This window comes from Burkholderia sp. 22313, from assembly GCF_052045245.1.
Lineage (GTDB): Bacteria > Pseudomonadota > Gammaproteobacteria > Burkholderiales > Burkholderiaceae > Burkholderia.
In genome coordinates this window covers 145,716-162,368 of the sequence record NZ_JBQEON010000002.1, presented here as the reverse complement: position 1 = coordinate 162,368, position 16,653 = coordinate 145,716, and the positions used below count along the sequence as shown (strand labels likewise).

12 protein-coding genes are annotated in these 16,653 nt (G+C 66.6%); 8 read left to right on the top strand and 4 right to left on the bottom strand.

All coding sequences use genetic code 11. The annotated features are described in order from the left end of the window. The first annotated feature begins 10 nt into the window (after positions 1–10). The 3 genes from ACTJKF_RS02415 to ACTJKF_RS02405 all read left to right on the top strand — a co-directional run bounded on the left by ACTJKF_RS02415 (position 11) and on the right by ACTJKF_RS02405 (position 3,417). The gene (locus tag ACTJKF_RS02415) at positions 11–1,480 is read left to right on the top strand and encodes an aldehyde dehydrogenase (RefSeq protein ID WP_440621958.1); all 1,470 of its coding nucleotides are present in this window, start codon (positions 11–13) and stop codon (positions 1,478–1,480) included. Between the two features lie 122 nt (positions 1,481–1,602). Continuing rightward, the gene (locus tag ACTJKF_RS02410; RefSeq protein WP_440621957.1) at positions 1,603–3,012 is read left to right on the top strand and encodes a purine-cytosine permease family protein; all 1,410 of its coding nucleotides are present in this window, start codon (positions 1,603–1,605) and stop codon (positions 3,010–3,012) included. A gap of 15 nt (positions 3,013–3,027) precedes the next feature. After that, complete coding sequence (locus ACTJKF_RS02405; RefSeq protein ID WP_440621956.1) at positions 3,028–3,417, top strand: carboxymuconolactone decarboxylase family protein; 390 nt, start codon at positions 3,028–3,030, stop codon at positions 3,415–3,417. A 69-nt stretch (positions 3,418–3,486) separates the two neighbouring features. On the opposite strand, the gene ACTJKF_RS02400 is transcribed toward ACTJKF_RS02405, so the two are convergent. Beyond that, a complete protein-coding gene (locus ACTJKF_RS02400; RefSeq protein WP_440621955.1) occupies positions 3,487–4,449 on the bottom strand; it encodes a 2-hydroxyacid dehydrogenase in 963 nt (320 codons plus the stop codon). 313 nt (positions 4,450–4,762) lie between these two features. Here ACTJKF_RS02400 and ACTJKF_RS02395 point away from each other — a divergent pair, with 313 nt between their 5' ends. The 4 genes from ACTJKF_RS02395 to ACTJKF_RS02380 all read left to right on the top strand — a co-directional run bounded on the left by ACTJKF_RS02395 (position 4,763) and on the right by ACTJKF_RS02380 (position 8,670). Next, the gene (locus ACTJKF_RS02395; RefSeq protein WP_440622138.1) at positions 4,763–5,521 is read left to right on the top strand and encodes an SDR family oxidoreductase; all 759 of its coding nucleotides are present in this window, start codon (positions 4,763–4,765) and stop codon (positions 5,519–5,521) included. 96 nt (positions 5,522–5,617) lie between these two features. Then, positions 5,618–6,904: an MFS transporter gene (locus ACTJKF_RS02390; RefSeq protein ID WP_440622137.1), complete on the top strand. Its 1,287-nt coding sequence runs from the start codon at positions 5,618–5,620 to the stop codon at positions 6,902–6,904. A 59-nt stretch (positions 6,905–6,963) separates the two neighbouring features. Beyond that, positions 6,964–7,356 (top strand): VOC family protein, encoded by a 393-nt coding sequence (locus tag ACTJKF_RS02385; RefSeq protein WP_440622136.1) that lies wholly within the window; start codon positions 6,964–6,966, stop codon positions 7,354–7,356. 66 nt (positions 7,357–7,422) lie between these two features. Then, entirely contained in the window at positions 7,423–8,670 is a 1,248-nt protein-coding gene (locus ACTJKF_RS02380; protein WP_440621954.1) for a citrate/2-methylcitrate synthase, read from the top strand. A 165-nt stretch (positions 8,671–8,835) separates the two neighbouring features. Here the strand turns inward: ACTJKF_RS02380 and ACTJKF_RS02375 are convergent, their stop codons facing one another. Next, positions 8,836–12,213 (bottom strand): YadA-like family protein, encoded by a 3,378-nt coding sequence (locus ACTJKF_RS02375; protein WP_440621953.1) that lies wholly within the window; start codon positions 12,211–12,213, stop codon positions 8,836–8,838. Between the two features lie 331 nt (positions 12,214–12,544). Then, positions 12,545–12,685, bottom strand: coding sequence for a hypothetical protein (locus tag ACTJKF_RS02370; protein WP_440621952.1), 141 nt, complete (start codon positions 12,683–12,685; stop codon positions 12,545–12,547). 549 nt (positions 12,686–13,234) lie between these two features. On the opposite strand from ACTJKF_RS02370, the gene ACTJKF_RS02365 reads away from it, so the two are divergent. Next, positions 13,235–14,050: a response regulator gene (locus ACTJKF_RS02365; protein WP_440621951.1), complete on the top strand. Its 816-nt coding sequence runs from the start codon at positions 13,235–13,237 to the stop codon at positions 14,048–14,050. Positions 14,051–14,074: 24 nt separating this feature from the next. On the opposite strand, the gene ACTJKF_RS02360 is transcribed toward ACTJKF_RS02365, so the two are convergent. Next, positions 14,075–16,270: a TonB-dependent siderophore receptor gene (locus ACTJKF_RS02360; protein ID WP_440621950.1), complete on the bottom strand. Its 2,196-nt coding sequence runs from the start codon at positions 16,268–16,270 to the stop codon at positions 14,075–14,077. Positions 16,271–16,653: the final 383 nt, after the last annotated feature.

The window sequence follows — 16,653 nt, the reverse complement described above, 5'->3', positions numbered from 1 at the left end:
TCCCGATGCCATGAATGCGCACTTTCAGCTGTATATCGACGGGCGGTTCGAGCCCGGTGCCGCGACCTTCGGCAGCATCAATCCCGCAACCGGCGCCGTATGGGCGCAGATGCCGGAGGCGCGGACGGACGAAGTCAACCGGGCGGTCACGGCGGCCGGCCGCGCACTGACCGATCCGGCCTGGGCCGGACTGTCGGCGTCGGCGCGCGGCAAGCTGCTGTACAAGCTCGCCGAGCTCGTCGAAAAAGCCGCGCCGCGACTCGCTGAAATCGAAACGAACGACACCGGCAAGATCATCCGCGAAACGTCGAGCCAGATCGCGTATGTCGCCGAGTACTACCGCTACTACGCGGGCATCGCCGACAAGCTCGAAGGCAGCAGCATCCCCGTCGACAAGCCCGACATGCAGGTGTGGCTCGAGCGGCAGCCCGTCGGCGTGGTCGCCGCGATCGTGCCCTGGAACAGCCAGTTGTTCCTGTCCGCGGTCAAGGTCGGGCCGGCGCTCGCGGCCGGCTGCACGGTGGTGCTGAAAGCATCCGAGGAAGCGCCGGGGCCGTTGCTGGAATTCGCGCGCGTCGTGCACGAGGCCGGGTTCCCGCCGGGCGTCGTCAACGTCATCACCGGCTTCGGCCCGGAATGCGGCGCGGTGCTGAGCAGCCATCCGGGCGTGGACAAGGTCGCGTTCACCGGCGGCCCCGAGACCGCGCGCCACATCGTGCGCAATACGGCCAGCAACCTCGCGAAGGTGTCGCTGGAACTCGGCGGCAAGTCGCCGTTCATCGTGTTCGCCGATACCGATATCCAGAGCGCGGTCAATGCGCAGGTCGCCGCGATCTTCGCGGCGAGCGGCCAGAGCTGCGTGGCGGGTTCGCGCCTGCTGATCGAGGCGTCCGTCAAGGAGCGGTTCCTTGCGTTGCTGGTCGAGCGCGTCGCGCGCATTCGCGTCGGGTCGCCCAACGAGCAGGAAACGGAGTACGGGCCGCTGTGCACCGAGCGTCAGCTTCGCAACATCGAGGCGGTGGTCGCGAGTTCGGTGCGCCAGGGCGCGAAATTGCTCGCGGGCGGCAGGCAGCTGGAGCGCGACGGCTATTACTACGCGCCGACGATTCTCGACTGCACGGGTGTCGCGCACGCCGACAGCATCACGACGGAACTGTTCGGCCCGGTGCTGTCGGTCGACACGTTCGACACCGAGCAGGAAGCGATCGAGAAGGCGAACGGCACGGCTTACGGCCTCGCGGCCGGCATCTTCACGACCAGCCTGACCCGCGCGCACCGCGTGTCGAAGCGCGTGCGCTCGGGCATCGTGTGGATCAACACGTATCGGGCGGTATCGCCGCTCGTGCCGTTCGGCGGCTTCGGCCTGTCCGGGCACGGCCGCGAAGGCGGCCTGAGCGCCGCGCTCGAATATACGACGACGAAATCCGTGTGGCTGCGCACGTCGGACGATCCGATCAGCGACCCGTTCGTGATGCGTTGAGCGGGCCGGCATTCGCGTGCCGGACCCACTCGAAGCCGACCAGCGCCTGCCGTGCCATGCCGCGTCGAACCGCGTGCGTGGCGCGACACGGCCGACAATAAGGATGGAGACAGCGACACAACATGAAGCAAGCGGAAAACGATAACGGTGTTCTGGCGATCGAAAGCAACTCGATCGAGTACGTTGCCCCCGAGGCGCGGCACGGCAAGCCGGCCGACCTCTTCACCCTGTGGTTCTGCACGAACGTCGCGCCGCTGGCCGTGATCTCGGGCGCCACGTCGGTGCTGGTGTTCCACCTGGACCTGGTCAGCGCGATGCTCGCGATCGCGGCCGGGCAATGCTTCGGCGCGATCTTTCATGCGCTCACGTCCGCGCAAGGGCCGCTGGTCGGCGTGCCGCAGATGATCCAGAGCCGCGCGCAGTTCGGCCGCTACGGATCGCTGCTGGTGGTGGGATTCACCACGCTGATCTATCTCGGCTTCTTCGTGTCGAACATCATTCTCGCCGGCAAGACGCTCCATACGGCGGTGCCCGCGGTGCCCGTGGCGGTCGCGACCGTCATCGGCGCGGTGCTCGCGACGCTGGTCGGCGTGATCGGCTGCCACTTCATTCATCGCTTCAACAAGATCGGCGCGTGGTTCATGGGCAGCGCGCTGCTGATCGGCATCGCGTTGATGGCGCCGGGGCTCGACGCGCGAATCTTCGCGCACGGGCATTTCGATCTCGCGAACTGGTTCGCGATGTTCGGGCTGTGCGCGGTGTGGCAGATCAGCTTCGCGCCCTATACGTCCGACTATTCGCGCTATCTGCCGGCGTCCACCGGATTCGGGAAGACCTTTGCGTACACGTATTTCGGCACGTCGGTGGGGACGATCTTCGCGTTCCTGTTCGGCGTGCTCGCCGTCAGCACCGGGCATTCGACCGATGCGATGCAGGCGATCCGCGAGCAGACCGGCGCGTTCGGCTACGTGCTGATCTTCCTGTTCCTCGTCAACATCATCGGCCACAACGGCATGAACCTGTATGGCGCGGTGCTGTCGTTCATCACCGCCGCGCAGACGTTCCGCCCGCACTGGGTGCCCGGCCGCAACGTGCGCGTCGCCGTGTCGGCGGCGCTGCTGGTCGCGTGTACCGCGACCGCGCTGTGGGCGTCGAGCAACTTCATCGCGATCTTCCTCAACGCGATCTTCGCGCTGCGCATCGTGCTGGCGCCGTGGATCGCGATCAACCTGATCGACTTCTACCTGGTCAACCGCCGCCACTACCGGGTCGCGGAGATCATCAGCAGCAACGGCGGCGTGTACGGGGCGTTCAACGTCAAGGCGCTCGCGATCTACGTGTTCGGCATCGCGGTCCAGGTGCCGTTCATGGAGGAAAGCTTCTTCCACGGCCCGTGGGCATCGATTCTCGGCGGCGCGGACGTGTCGTGGATGGTGGGCCTCGTCGTCACCGCACTGGTGTGCTACCTGTTCGCGTCGAAGGACGGTTCGCGGGCGCGCGGCCGGTGCCCGGCGGGCGCCGCTCTGGATTAACCAAGGAGATCAATCATGAATGAAGACGACGTGCTGTTTCAGAAAGGCTTGCCGATCCGCCGCGAAGTGCTCGGCCCCGAGTACGTCGATGCGTCGATGGAAAAGGCCGATGCGTTCATGATGGCGTTCCAGCGCGCGACCACCGCGTGGGCGTGGGGCTGGGCATGGGGCGACGACACGCTCGATCGCAAGACGCGCAGCCTGCTCAACCTCGCGATGCTCACTGCCGGCGGCCATACCAACGAACTCAAGCTGCATGTGAAGGGGGCGCTCAACAACGGCGTGAGCGTCGAGGAAATCAAGGCGACGCTGCTGCATGCGACCGCCTATTCGGGCATCCCGCACGGGCTCAGCGCGTTCAAGGCCGCGCATGAGGTGCTGGTGGCGGAGGGGGTGTTGAAGTGACGAGCCGCGAATGCCGGGGTTTCCGTTATCGGACACCCCGGCATGGACGAGCGACGTCGCCCGTTTCCTTCACAGCGCGTTCGGCGCCCCCCTCCCGTCGAGCACCGCCGCGACGTTATCGAGCGCGGTGAACCCCATCTGGTCGCGCGTCTCGATCGTCGCGCTGGCCATGTGTGGCGACAGAAACACATTGTCGAGCTTGGCAAAGCGCGGATCGATATCGGGCTCGTTCCGATAGACGTCGAGCCCCGCGCCGAACAGCCGATGCGACGTCAACGCATCGTAGAGCGCATCCTCGTCGACGAGACTCCCGCGCGCCGCGTTGACGAACACCGCCCCGTCGCGCATCAAGCCGAACGCGCGGCGCGTCATCAGCGGCGTGCCGCCGCCCGGCACGTGCAGCGTGAGGATGTCGCACTGCGGCAGCAGCGTGTCGAGATCCGGGCAATAGCGCGCGCCGGCCTCGATCTCGGGCGGCGCCGGCCGCCGGTCGGTATAGACGATCTTCATCCCGAAGCCGCGCGCGCGTTGCGCGACCGCGCGGCCGATCCGGCCGAAGCCGACGATCCCGAGCGTCTTGCCGTTCACGCGCGTGCCGAGCATGTCGGTCATGCCGAACGACTTGCCCCATCCCGCGCGCACGATGCGCTCGTATTCCGATGCACGCCGGCACGCGGCCAGAATGAGCAGCATCGTGAAATCGGCCGTGCATTCGGTCAGCGCGTCAGGCGCATTGCTGACCACGATGCCGCGTGCGCGCGCGGCAGCCACGTCCATGTGGTCATAGCCGGCGCTCGCGTTCGCGATGATCCTCACACTCGGCGGCAAGGCCGCGATGTGCTCGGCCTGCAGCCCCGATTTCTTGCCGATCAGCACCGCCGGCGTTTCGTAGCGATTGCAGAACGCGACGACGGACGGCGCGTCCATGTCGGCATCCGTCACGTATGCGTGAAATTCGGCTTCGGCGCGTGTGGCCACGGCCGCGGGAACCCGTCGCGCTACCAGCAGGCGGGGGCGGTTGGTGTCAGGCATGGTCTCGTCCTTGGGTCGGAAAACGGAGCACAGCCTACGAAGCGCGGTCGGCAAGGGTCAATATTGATTGATTCAATCAACGTATGCGTGCGGCGCGGCGCTGCCGGTTTTCGGCGTCGTTCCCGTTGTGCCGTGCGCTGCGCGTCACGCCGTGCCGGCCAGCGAACGACGTATCCGCGGGCTCAGGAAAACCCTGACGCCGCCCCGCCGCGACGGGGCGGTTGATATTGATTGAAAGAATCAAGATTGCTGGGGAATCGTCACCGCGCAATGCTTTTCGCATGTTCAACGGACTGAAGACGAGGTCGTGAAAATGCACGTAGAGAAAAGAATCGCGGCAGTGACGGGCGCCGGCAGCGGAATCGGGCACGCAGCGGCGGTTGCGCTGGCGCGGGCCGGCTTCGCCGTCGCACTGCTCGGCCGACGGATCGATCCGCTGCTCGCGACGAAAGAGACGATCGAGCGGGCCGGCGGCGTGGCCGCGGCCATTCCGACCGACGTTTCCGACGAAGCATCGGTCGACGCTAGCTTCGCGCAGGTCGCGCGGGAGTTCGGGCGCCTCGACGTGCTCTTCAACAATGCCGGTCGCAATGCGGGCGCCATGCCGCTCGACGACTACTCGCTTCAATTCTGGAACGACGTGGTCGCGACCAACCTGACGGGCGTGTTCCTGTGCGCCCGCGCCGCGTGGCGTCAAATGAAGCGCCAGACGCCCCAAGGCGGCCGCATCATCAACAACGGGTCGATCTCCGCGCACACGCCGCGCCCGAACACCATCGCGTACACGGCCACGAAGCACGCCGTGCTCGGCATCACGCGCTCGCTCGCGCTCGACGGTCGGCCGTTCAACATCGCGTGCGGCCAGATCGACATCGGCAACGCGGCCACGTCGCTGACCGAGCGCATGAACAGCGGCGTGCTTCAGGCCGACGGCCGCGTCGCGCCGGAGCCGCGCGTCGACGTCGCGCACGTTGCCGATGCCATCGTGCAGATGGCGCGCCTCCCGCTCGAAGCCAACATTCTGAACATGACGCTCATGGCGAGCGCGATGCCCTTCGTCGGGCGCGGCTGAACACACGAGCGCCGGCGCCCATTGCAGCCCTGCGCCGCCCTATCAATCAGGAGACAGGAGACGACATTGAAAACCGCAGAAGAACAGGTTCCGGTCATGCGCGAGTTCGACGCGCACGCAGGCGCCGCCAGACGATCGCGGGTGCGCTACGGCGTGCTGTCGATGCTGCTGGTGGCCACCATCCTCAACTACGTCGACCGGTCGGCGCTCGGCATCGTCGCGCCGGCGCTGTCGAAGGATCTCGCGCTCACCCGCGTGCAGATGGGCGAGCTGTTCGCGGTGTTCGGCCTCGCGTACTCGCTCGCGCTGCTGCCGGCGGGCGTGCTCGCCGACATGCTCGGCTCGCGCGTCGCGTATGCGCTGTCGCTGGTCGGCTGGTCGTTCGCGACGCTGACGCAAGGGTTCGCGCACGGCTACCACATGCTGCTCGGCTCGCGGCTGGCGATGGGCGCACTGGAAGCACCCGCGTTTCCATCAAACGCGCGGGCGGTGACGATGTGGTTCCCGGTGCAGGAGCGCGGCTTCGCGACGAGCGTGTACGTGATGGGCCAGTACATCGGCACGCCGCTCTTCACCGGGCTGCTGCTGTGGATCTCGTCGGCGTTCGGCTGGCGCGCCGTGTTCTTCGCGACGGGCGCGTTCGGCATCCTGTTCAGCGTCGTGTGGTACCGGCTCTATCGCGATCCGTCGCGGCATCCCGCCGTCAACGCGGCCGAGCTGCAGTACATCACCGAAGGGCGCCCGGTCGTGACCGCGCGCGATCGTTTCGACTGGCGCATGGCGCTGCGGCTGCTCGGCTATCGGCAGATCCTCGCGATCTGTCTGGGCAAGTTCTGCAACAACACGCTGCTGGTGTTCTTCACGACCTGGTTCATGACCTACCTGGTCGAGGAACGGCACATGTCGATGATCAAGGTCGGTTTCTTCCAGGCGATGCCGTTCATCGGCGCGACGCTCGGAATCCTGATCGCCGGCTACCTGTCCGATCTCTGCATCCGGCGCGGCGTGTCGATGTCGTCGTCGCGCAAGGCACCGCTCGTGATCGGCACCTTCCTCGGCGCATCGATCGTGCTCGTCAACTTCGTGCACTCGAACGCACTGGTGATCGCGATCCTGACGGTCGCGTTCTTCGCGCAGGGAATCGGCTCGATGTCGTGGGCGGCCGTGTCCGAGATCGCGCCGAAACGCTATGTCGGGCTCACCAGCAGCATCACGAGCCTCGCGGCCAATATCGCGGCCGTCACCACGCCGCTGATGATCGGCTACGTGACCCAGCACACCGGCAACTTTTTCTGGGCGCTGAACCTGATGGGCGCAATCTGCCTCGTCGGCACGCTGTCGTACTCGCTGCTGCTCGGCAAGCTGTCGCGTATCGAACTCTGACCCCATTCATCGCTTCCTGTTTGCCGCTCCGGCAACTCAACCCCATCCAACCCACGACCATGATCGAATTCAAATGGGATCACCTGCAACTCTGCTCGGCTGATGCCGAAGCCACCGCCGCGTGGTTCGCGCGCTGCCTGAATGCCGAAATCGTGCGACGGCCCGGCCGCGTCGACCTGCGGATCGGCACCATCGACCTGTTCATCACGGCCCTGCCCGACGCGCGGTCAACCGCCGTGCGCGACGGCGCCCGCGTGCAAGGCATCGATCACTTCGGTGTACTGGTCGAGGATCTCGATGCCGCGTACGCGCATCTGGTCGAGCATGGCGCCGAGGTCGTGCAGCCGGTGACACGAATCCGCGCCGGCGTGCGCGGCTGTTTCGTGCGCGCGCCGGGGGAAATCCTCGTGGAAGTGCTCGAGCGGCGCCCAGCCGAGATGACATTCAACTGAACCCGGTCTATAGTCGGCGCAAGCGGCCGGACACCGGTCGCGCCTTTGCCTTCATCACGACGCCCCATGCAGAACTGGATCACCCTGACGGAAGCGGCACGTCGGCTCGGCGTGCGGGCGCAGACCGTCTACGCCTATGCGAGCCGCGGCAGCATCGCCGTGATGCAGGATCCGGACGATCCGCGCAAGAGCCTGTATCGCGTCGATGACGTGATCGCGCTGTGCCGCAAGAAGCAGGTCGGCCGCAAGCGGGCGGCGCTGGCGGCGAGCACGATCTTCGGCGCCGAGCCGTGCATCTACAGCGGCATCACCACGTTCTCCAAGGGCCGTGCGTGGTATCGCGGCCGCGACAGCATTCAACTCGCGGACACCGCCACGCTCGAGGAAACGGCCGCGCTGCTGTGGCAAGCCACCACGCCTGTCTCGTTCGACGCGCCCGCGGTTGTGTTGCCGCCCGGCGAGCGTGACCGCCAATGCGCGTTCACGATGCTCGCGACGCTGACCGCGCACGGCCACTCGACCCTCGGCCGGCTCGACAGCGCGCTGCACGCGGAGGCCGGGCAGCTCGTTGCAATCGTGTCGCGCGCGTTCGGTGCGCATGACGATGCCCATGCGGGGCTGCCCTGGACGCATCAGCGGCTTGCAGCCGGCTGGGGCCTCGACAGCCGTGGCGCGGACCTGCTGCGCCGCGCGATGGTGCTGGTCGCCGATCACGAGATCACGAGTTCGGCGTTCGCCGCGCGCATCACGGCATCGACCGGCGCGTCGCTCGCCGGCTGCCTGCTGACCGGTCTCGCGACGCTGTCGGGCCCGCTGCACGGCGACGCATCCGGCCGCGTGCGCGCGGTGTTCGACGACGTGCAACGATTAGGCGCCGAGCGCGTGGTCGACCATCACCTGAAGTCAGCGATCCCGATTCCAGGTTTCGGTCATCATCTTTACCCCGACGGCGATCCGCGCGCGGCCGCGCTGCTCGCGCGGCTCGAGCCGCCGGCGGAACTGGCGCACTTCGTCGACAAGGTCACGACGCTCACCGGCCAGCGGCCGACCATCGATGTCGCGCTTGCAATGCTGTCGGTGCAGCTTCAGTTGCCGCGCGATGCGGCGTTCGGATTGTTCTCGATCGCGCGCAGCGTCGGGCTGCTGGCCCACTGTATTGAACAACTGCGCGTGGGCAAGGTGATCCGGCCACGCAGCCGCTATACGGGGCCGGCGCTCGACGAGCGACATCTGCGGCCCGACGCCGAGGACGATGGCCGGCTGCCGAAAGCAGGGGTGATCGAGAAGAACCGGGTGTTCAAGGTCGTGGATTGACCAGATTGACCAGCGTGACGATGGCGGGTGAAGGCGACCTGGGTCGTCATGCGAAACGAAGCCGCCCGGGGGCAACCCTGCGCCCCCGGGCCCGGACGCATCGGAAGCGCCGGACATCACCCGCATGCCCGCCGCTTCCGCGCATTCAACGCGGTTCAGCTCACATCAGAACTGATACCCCGCCCCGACGACCGCGCCGAAGTCCGACCGCGCGTTGCCCGTCACCGACGCCTTGACGACCCAGCGATTGCTCTCCGTCACGTACGAGTACCCGGCCGCGAACCCTTGCTGCCCGTGATAGTTCGACGTCGCCGCCGACACCATCGAGCGCCCGGCCCCCGTCGGCTGCGGCAAGCCGGCCACCGCCATCGCCGACGCCACGCCGCCGTACATGTCCTTCTTCAGGTCGTTGAACGCGTTGTACACCTGCCCGACCCGCTGGTCGGTGTAGCCCCGCGCCTGCGTCGACGCGGCGTTGAGATTGTCGTTCAACTGCTGCACGTTGACCGCGTCGGTGGGCGCCGTGCCGGCCGCCACGTTCGTGACCTGGCGCTCGTTGCCCTTCGCGCCGACCGAGAACGAATTGTCGCGATCCGCCACCGAGCCCGCGCCAACCGCCACCGCATTCTTGCCGGTTGCGGTCGCCGTCGTGCCGATCGCGCCGGCATCGGCACGTGCGATCCACGTCGCGTTCGCATCGGTTGCCGCGGTACGGATCTTGTCGTTCGTCGCCGCGGTCCTCAACGCATCGTTGAACTGAGCCATGTTGACCGCGTCGTTCGCGTTCACGCCGGCCGCGACACCGCTCAGCACGCGGTCGCCCGCCGTGCCGGAGAAGTTCACGCGGGTGCCGCCCGAATCCTTGCCGACCGTGATCGCGCCGTTCGGGTCCTGTTGCTGCACAAGGCCGGCCTTGCCGTTCGCGATGTTCGTCACGTTCCCTTGCAGGTTCGAAATGTCGGTCGTGTTCTTCGATACCTGCTGGTTGGTCGCGTACAGCTGCGAGCCGTTCACCGCGTCCGTGCTGGTCGCGCCGAGTGTGCCGGCCTTCACGTTGGTGATGCGCGTGCCGCCGGCGCCGCCGAGCGTGATCGAGCCCTTCGATGCGTCGTCGTACTGCACCGCGAGCGCGCCGAGCTGGTCGAGATTCGACTGCACCGACTTCAGCTGCTTCACGTTCACCGCGTCCGTGTCGTCGGTGCCAGCCGCGACGTTCTTCAGCACGACTGCCGCGTTCGCGTTGCCGCCGACCAGCGACACCGAATTCAGCCGGTTGCCGTTGCCGTCGACGTCGTACTTGACGACGTTCTTCACGGCTTCGCCCGTCTGGTTCGACACCTGCGTGATCTGCTGCTCGAGATCGGACTTCACGCCGGACAACTGGCCGCCGTTCACCGCGTCGGTGCTGCCAGCGGCGAGGGTGCCGTCGGCGACGTGGGTCACCTTCGTCGGCGCACCGCCACGTGCCGCGCTGTACGCGCCGAGCGTCGGGTCGAACTGCAGCGCATCCTTCTGCAGCCCGGCGATTGCGTTCGTATTGCTGACGATGTTGGCTTCGGCGTTGCCGAGCCGCGTTTCGTGATTCGCGAGCGTCGTCGTGTTGCTGCCGACGCGGCCATCGAGGTTGGTGAGTGCATCGCCGACATTGTTGAACGAACCGCCGCCGAGCTTGTAGGCCGGCGCGGTGATCGAGCCATCGGAGTTTGCCGTCGCACCGCCGCCGAGCGCGGCCGCCGTGCCGTCGACCGCGCGGCGCAACTGCGCGCCGTTCACCGCGTCCGTGCTGCCGGCCGACACGCCGCCTTCCGCGACGTTGGTCACGCGCACCGGCACCCCGCCGTTGCCCGCGCCGAGCGACACCTGGCGCTTGCCCGCATCGTCGTACTTCACGGCGAGCGCGTCGAGCTGGCTCGTGCCGTCGTGGATTGCCGCGTTCAGCTGGTCGACGTTGACCGCGTCGGTGCCGTTCTGGCCGGCGGCGAGATTGCCGATGCGCTGCGGTCCGTTGCCGCCGTGGCTCGCGTCGTAGGTGCCGAGGGTCGCGTTCCATTGCAGCGCGTCCTGCCGCAACGCGGCGAGGTTGCCGGTGTTCGTCGTCACCTGGTCGCCGAGCTTCGCCACGCTGTTGCCGACGTTGGCGATCGACTGGTTCAGCGTGTCGGTCGCCTTGCCGAGCTGACCGACGTTCACCGCATCGTGCGCGGCCACGCCGTCCGCGACGTTGTGCAGCGTCGTGCCGTTCGGGCCGGCGAAGGTGACCGAGTCGAAGCCGCTCGCACCGTCGTATTTCACGTTGCGCGCATCGGCCGCCTGCAGCCCGCCGATGTTCGACGCGGCCGTGCTCAGCGATGCGTTGAGGCCCGTCACGTTGTTCTGCAGGTTCATGATGTTCGCGGCGGCCGTCGACAGCGACGTCTGCAGCGGTGCCACGCTGCCCTTCAGCTGCCCGACGTTGACTGCGTCCGTATCGGCGACGCCGGCCGCGAGACCGCCGATCGTCGTGCCGTTGGCGCCGTCGAGCGCGATCGCGGCATGCGAATTGTCGGTGTATTTGACGACGTTCTGCGTCGCCGTCACGATGCTCGTGCTGAGGCTGTTGCCGACGGTCGTCACGCGCTGGTCGACGTTCGCGATCGACGTCGACAGCGTATTGCCGACCGAGGTCACGCGGGCGTCGACGTTGGCGATGCCGGTGCTGAGCGTGCCGTTGACGTTCTTCAACTGCTGGACGTTGACGGCATCCGTATCGGCCGCGCCGGCCGCGACGTTCCTGATCTGGCGCTCGTGGCCGAGCGAGCCGAACGAAACGGCGCCGCCGACCGGTGCCGCCGTGCCGCCGAACACGGGCGTGCCGCCGTTGTTCGCGCCGACGCTGCCCGAGCCGAGCGCGACCTGATTGTTGTCGTTGGTCTGCGCGCCGGCGCCGATCGCGACGGACTGCGTGCCGCCGGCACGCGTCTGCGTCGCCGCGTCGTACGATGCGCCGTTCGACACGCCGTCGCTCGTGGTCGGATTCGCACCGCCGATCGCAATCGAGCGATCGCCGCTCGCCAGCGCCGAGTGACCGAGCGCGATCGAACTCGTGCCGTGTGCATCCGCGACGTTGCCGAGCGCCATCGAGAAATCGCCGATCGCGGCCGACTGGCGGCCCATCGCGAGTGCCGTATTGCCCTGCGCGAGCGCAACCGTGCCGATCGCCGTCGACGAGTTCGCGAGCGCCTGCGCGCCGACGCCGATCGCGATCCCGCCGCCGGTGCTGCCGCCGCTCTGGCTGCCCGCGTTCGACTGGTCGCCGATCGCGATTCCGCTGGAACTGGCCTTCGCATTCGTCCCCAACGTGACGTTATTGGTGCTGGTCGCGACGAACGTGCCGCTCTTCGTCGGAACGCACGCGGGGTTCGTCCCGTCGATGCACTGCCCGTTCAGCGCGTTGTCCGGGTTGCCGCGATCGACGAAGTTGTCGGCATGTGCGGCCCCCGCGACCAGTACACCTGCGCTTGCGAACATGGCGGCGACGAGCGCCGAAATCTGGTTCCTCTGCATTTTCCTGCTCCGTTTCTGTGGCTTCTGGTTTGAATTTGGACTGCTTAGGTTTATTCACCGCTTCAACTTCAACTTCGAATTCCGTACGCGATACGCTGTCTGCCTGGCCCGCATCGGCATGCAGGCGGTCGATTCTTCATATCGACAAGGCGTGCGCTCGCCTGGGCGCGTCGCTCCATCGACGGTCCGTTCCGTTTACTCGATCAACAACATAAGGAATACGAAATGACTGTCATGGACGAGTTCGCCCCGGCTGATTCTCGCGAGTCAACCTGCTGTCATTGCCATTCCGAATTGAATGTCGCGCGACGCGCGACCCAGCCCGTCTCTTTTATTTCATTGACTGCATGCGAACGAATTGCCGCGTGATCGCGCTCTCGTCGACGCGCACATCAATTGATGCGCCGATCGCCAGTCCCGCAACGTCCGCCTTGGTTTTCCGGATGTCCAACCCGTCGAATCCATCCGTCATCCAAAGTTCGAACGGATTATGAGACAAGCCCAAAAATTAGAGAAGGCGGCATTCTTTATAGATTGCAAAATTCAATGTTTTCAATTAGTTACTTGAAACCAGCCCATCGCGCAAACGATTTCGTATTGCCACACTTAATAAAAATGTTTTCCCGGAAGGATAAATACTTTGCTGGAGCGCATGGGAATTAAAGGCAGCCAATCGAAAATGTGTAAAAACCAAAAGTGAGATTCAATGCCAGCCCCGGCGCGCATCCCGATAATAGAGACGGCCGCTCTAGCGAGAATCGAAATATCCCCCTACAATTCGGCTCGCATCGATTCCGGCAGCGGTAATCATCCGCCCCGTTATCGGCTCGGCGATCAAAAGAAACAACGCCGGGTCATGCGCCGACAGGCTGCCTGCCGTGCAGTCGGGCGAAGTCCGTCAGTCGATGCAAGCGTGCCACGCGTGTTCGTGAAGCCATGTCGCGGCTTCCGACGATTTTCCCGAACCGGAATCGATCGCGCGCAGGAACGCTGCCCGCAGCCCTTCCTGAACAGGTCCACGATGTCGCCATCGATCGACGCATTGAACAATGCCCATATCCTGATCGTCGACGATCAGCCCGAGCAGCTTCGTTTGCTGATCGACATCCTGCGCAGCACCGGATGCCGGATCAGCATCGCATTCGACGGTGTGCAGGCCTGCCAGCGCGCGCAGGCGCTCGTGCCCGATCTGGTCCTGATGGACGTCCGGATGCCGCGCATGGACGGTTTCACCGCGTGCCGGCGGCTTGCGGCCAATCCACTGACGAGCGCGATCCCCGTCATTTTCCTGACGGTCGCCGGCGACTTGCACGAGCGCGTCGAAGGGCTCGAAATCGGCGGCGTCGATTATGTGGTGAAGCCGTTCGAGCCGGCCGAAGTCCTCGCGCGAATCCGCGTGCAGCTCGCGCGGACGAAACGGCCATTGCCGATCGATGCGCCGGCCGCACACGATCCGTTCGCGGCCGGCAAGGACGACGACATCATCGTGCGCGCGGCCATGCGCCATCTGTCGCGCACGCTGACCGACCCGCCGACGGTCGAGGCGCTGGCGCGCGCGGTCGGCACGCACGAGAAGCGGCTGTCGCGCGCGTTTCGCGACAACCTGGGCCAGACGGTATTCGAATATCTGCGGCACGAGCGGCTGCGGATCGCGCGGGATCTGCTCGATACGACGTCGCTCAGCATGGCGAGCATCGCGAAGGAGATCGGCTTTTCCACGGCGGCGAATTTCGCCACCGCGTTCCGCGAACGGTTCGGCCTCACGCCGACCGAATGGCGGCGACAGCGCCAGGCGGCCGGCCATGATGCGACCCGGGAACCGCGGCGCGACGCGTAGTCGCGCCCGGCATGGCAGCCGCGGCTACCAGTTGTATTTCGCGCTCGCCAGCACCGTCCGCTCGTTGCCGAACACGCACACCGCGTACGACTGGCAGCCGCTGACGTAGCGCCGGTCGAACAGGTTCGCGACGTTCAGCGCGAACCGCCAGTGACGCAGTTCGTAGTGCATCGCAAGGTCATACAGCGTGGTGCTCGGCACCGTCAGCGAATTGTCCGGCGCGCCGGCCAACGCACTCTGGTAGCGCACGCCGGCGCCGATCCCGAGGCCCGACAACGCGCCGGCATGCCAGGTCCAGTCCGCCCACAGCGACGCCATCTGCCGCGGCAGCGGCACGGCCACCGGCCAGTGGTTCAGCGAAACATCGTTCGCCTGCACGTTCTTCACGTCCTGATAGACATATGACGCGACGACCGACAGCTCGCGCGTCACCTTCCCGACCGCACTCAGTTCGATACCGCGCGAACGCACCTTGCCGGTCTGCACGGACGACGTGCCGGTGGGATCGAGATTCGGCGGCGTCGGCGTGACCACGTTGGTCTGGTCGATCCGGTACATGGCTGCGGTGAGCATCAGGTTCCGGCCCGGCGGCTGCCAGCGCAAGCCGGCCTCGACCTGCTCGCCGCGCGTCGGTTTCGGCAAGCCGCCGCCGTGGATGCGCGCACCGATCACCGGATCGAACGACGTCGAGTAGCTGACGTAGGGCGACAGCCCGGCGTCGCCCTGATACGCGAGCCCGACGCGCCCGGAAAACGCGCTGACCTCCTGCTGCGTGCCGATGCCGGCCGCGCGATCGTCGAGGTGCGCGTTCACGCGATCCTCGCGGCCGCCCAGCGTCAGCGTCCAGCGGTTCCAGCGGATCTGGTCCTGTGCGTACGCGCCGAGCGAATTCATCGCCGTGTACTGGTCGATATGCCCGAGCGACGTCGGCCCGGAAAAGATCGCGGCCGTCACCGGCCGATACACCGGGTGGTACAGGTCGAGCGGCGGCGCGAACGCGAGCCACACGCTGTTGGTCGTCGTCTGCCGGTCGAACTGCACGCCGAACAGCAGCGTGTGTTCGAGCGGGCCGGTGGCGAAGCGCGCCTGTGCGCGGTTGTCGATGTCGAGCCGGCTGTAGTTCAACTGGAACAGCCCCGCGGTGCGCAGCATGTTCGTCGTACTGCCGGGCATGAGGCCGTTGCCGAACACCGTCGCGTCGTCGAGCGACAGGCGCGACCAGCGCACGTCCTGGTGCAGCGTCCAGATCGAATTCACGCGATGCTCGAGCGCATAGCCGAGCGACCATTGCTTCTTGCGGTAGTCGTTGAACGACGGGTCGCCCATGTAGATGTCCTGCGACAGCGGCCCGTTCGGATTCGGCAACACCGTGCCCGACGCAGGCAGGAAGTTCGACGAAATGTCGCCGTGATCCTGCAGGAACGACGCGGACACCGTCAGCGACGTGTCGGCCGTCGGTCGCCAGCGGAACGACGGCGCGACCGCGACGCGCCGATCGGCGTGCGGGCCGGTCCACGCATTGCCGTCGCGCGCGACGCCGACGAAGCGATACGCAACCTTGCCGTCCGGATCGAGCGTGTCGCCGACGTCGAGCATGGTCTGCTTGCGCGCGTCGTTGCCGATCTGCACGCCGGCTTCGCGGATGCGCTCGCCGTCGGCGAGTTTCGTGTGCGCGTCGACGATCGCGCCCGGCTCGCCCGCGCCGTACAGCACCGACGTCGGCCCGCGCAGCACGGCGATCGAGTCGATCGTGTCAGGATCGACGCGCCAGTTCGCGATGATCGCCGCGTTCGGCGCCGGCACGCCGTCGACGTACAGCGTCGGCGTGAAGCCGCGCAGCGCCGCATACCAGTCGGTGCGGCTGTCGGCGCCGAACGTCGCGAAGCCCGGCACGTAGCGCAACACCTGGTTCAGGTCGGTCGCGCCGGTCATCTCGATCTGTTGCGCGGTCACGAGGTTGGTCGTCTGCGGGATTTCGGCGACCGGCGTGTCGGTCCTGGTCGCCGTCGCGGTGCGCAGTCCGACCAGCCCGACGGAAGCGCGGCCGGCCGGCGCCCGCACGTCGATCTTCGGCAACATCGTTGCCGCGTCGGCCGGCGGCGGCGCGGCCGCCTCTTCGTTCGGCGCCTGCGCGCGCACACCGCTCGCGGCCGCCATGCACAACGCTCCCCCGGCCGCGAGCGCGATTGCGCGCCGCACCGAACCTGTGTCCGTTCCCATCGTCTCGATACTCTCCGTCGTGTCGTTCGCGGCCCGGTCGCCCAGGCGTGCTTCATTGCCGGGCCTGGCGCGCTGTCGCGCACGAGCCGGTGCGCGTCGGTTGATTGCGTTGGTTGATTGCGTCGTTTTCGAGCGCCTGAAGGATATCGGCCGAACGCTGCGGGGTCTTTAAGAGAATGCGCGTCGGTGCGATCCGGGCATCGCAGGCGCGGGATCGTTCACCGCGAGCGCGGCAAGCGTGCCGCCGATGCGCGTGGTGCAAACCGATCGCCCCTTCGTGCCATCCTGCTCGCCATCGTGCTGTTCTCCGGACTTCCTGTACGTCGAGCGATACAAAAACGCCCGCCCTCGTCATCTGTTGTATGACAACAATATGAAAAGAC

Coding starts and splice junctions, on each gene's coding strand:
- ACTJKF_RS02370 (WP_440621952.1), bottom strand. CDS start 12,685: ATGACGGATGGATTCGACGGGTTGGACATCCGGAAAACCAAGGCGGAC.
- ACTJKF_RS02375 (WP_440621953.1), bottom strand. CDS start 12,213: ATGCAGAGGAACCAGATTTCGGCGCTCGTCGCCGCCATGTTCGCAAGC.
- ACTJKF_RS02415 (WP_440621958.1), top strand. CDS start 11: ATGAATGCGCACTTTCAGCTGTATATCGACGGGCGGTTCGAGCCCGGT.
- ACTJKF_RS02395 (WP_440622138.1), top strand. CDS start 4,763: ATGCACGTAGAGAAAAGAATCGCGGCAGTGACGGGCGCCGGCAGCGGA.
- ACTJKF_RS02405 (WP_440621956.1), top strand. CDS start 3,028: ATGAATGAAGACGACGTGCTGTTTCAGAAAGGCTTGCCGATCCGCCGC.
- ACTJKF_RS02400 (WP_440621955.1), bottom strand. CDS start 4,449: ATGCCTGACACCAACCGCCCCCGCCTGCTGGTAGCGCGACGGGTTCCC.
- ACTJKF_RS02410 (WP_440621957.1), top strand. CDS start 1,603: ATGAAGCAAGCGGAAAACGATAACGGTGTTCTGGCGATCGAAAGCAAC.
- ACTJKF_RS02380 (WP_440621954.1), top strand. CDS start 7,423: ATGCAGAACTGGATCACCCTGACGGAAGCGGCACGTCGGCTCGGCGTG.
- ACTJKF_RS02365 (WP_440621951.1), top strand. CDS start 13,235: ATGTCGCCATCGATCGACGCATTGAACAATGCCCATATCCTGATCGTC.
- ACTJKF_RS02360 (WP_440621950.1), bottom strand. CDS start 16,270: ATGGGAACGGACACAGGTTCGGTGCGGCGCGCAATCGCGCTCGCGGCC.
- ACTJKF_RS02385 (WP_440622136.1), top strand. CDS start 6,964: ATGATCGAATTCAAATGGGATCACCTGCAACTCTGCTCGGCTGATGCC.
- ACTJKF_RS02390 (WP_440622137.1), top strand. CDS start 5,618: ATGCGCGAGTTCGACGCGCACGCAGGCGCCGCCAGACGATCGCGGGTG.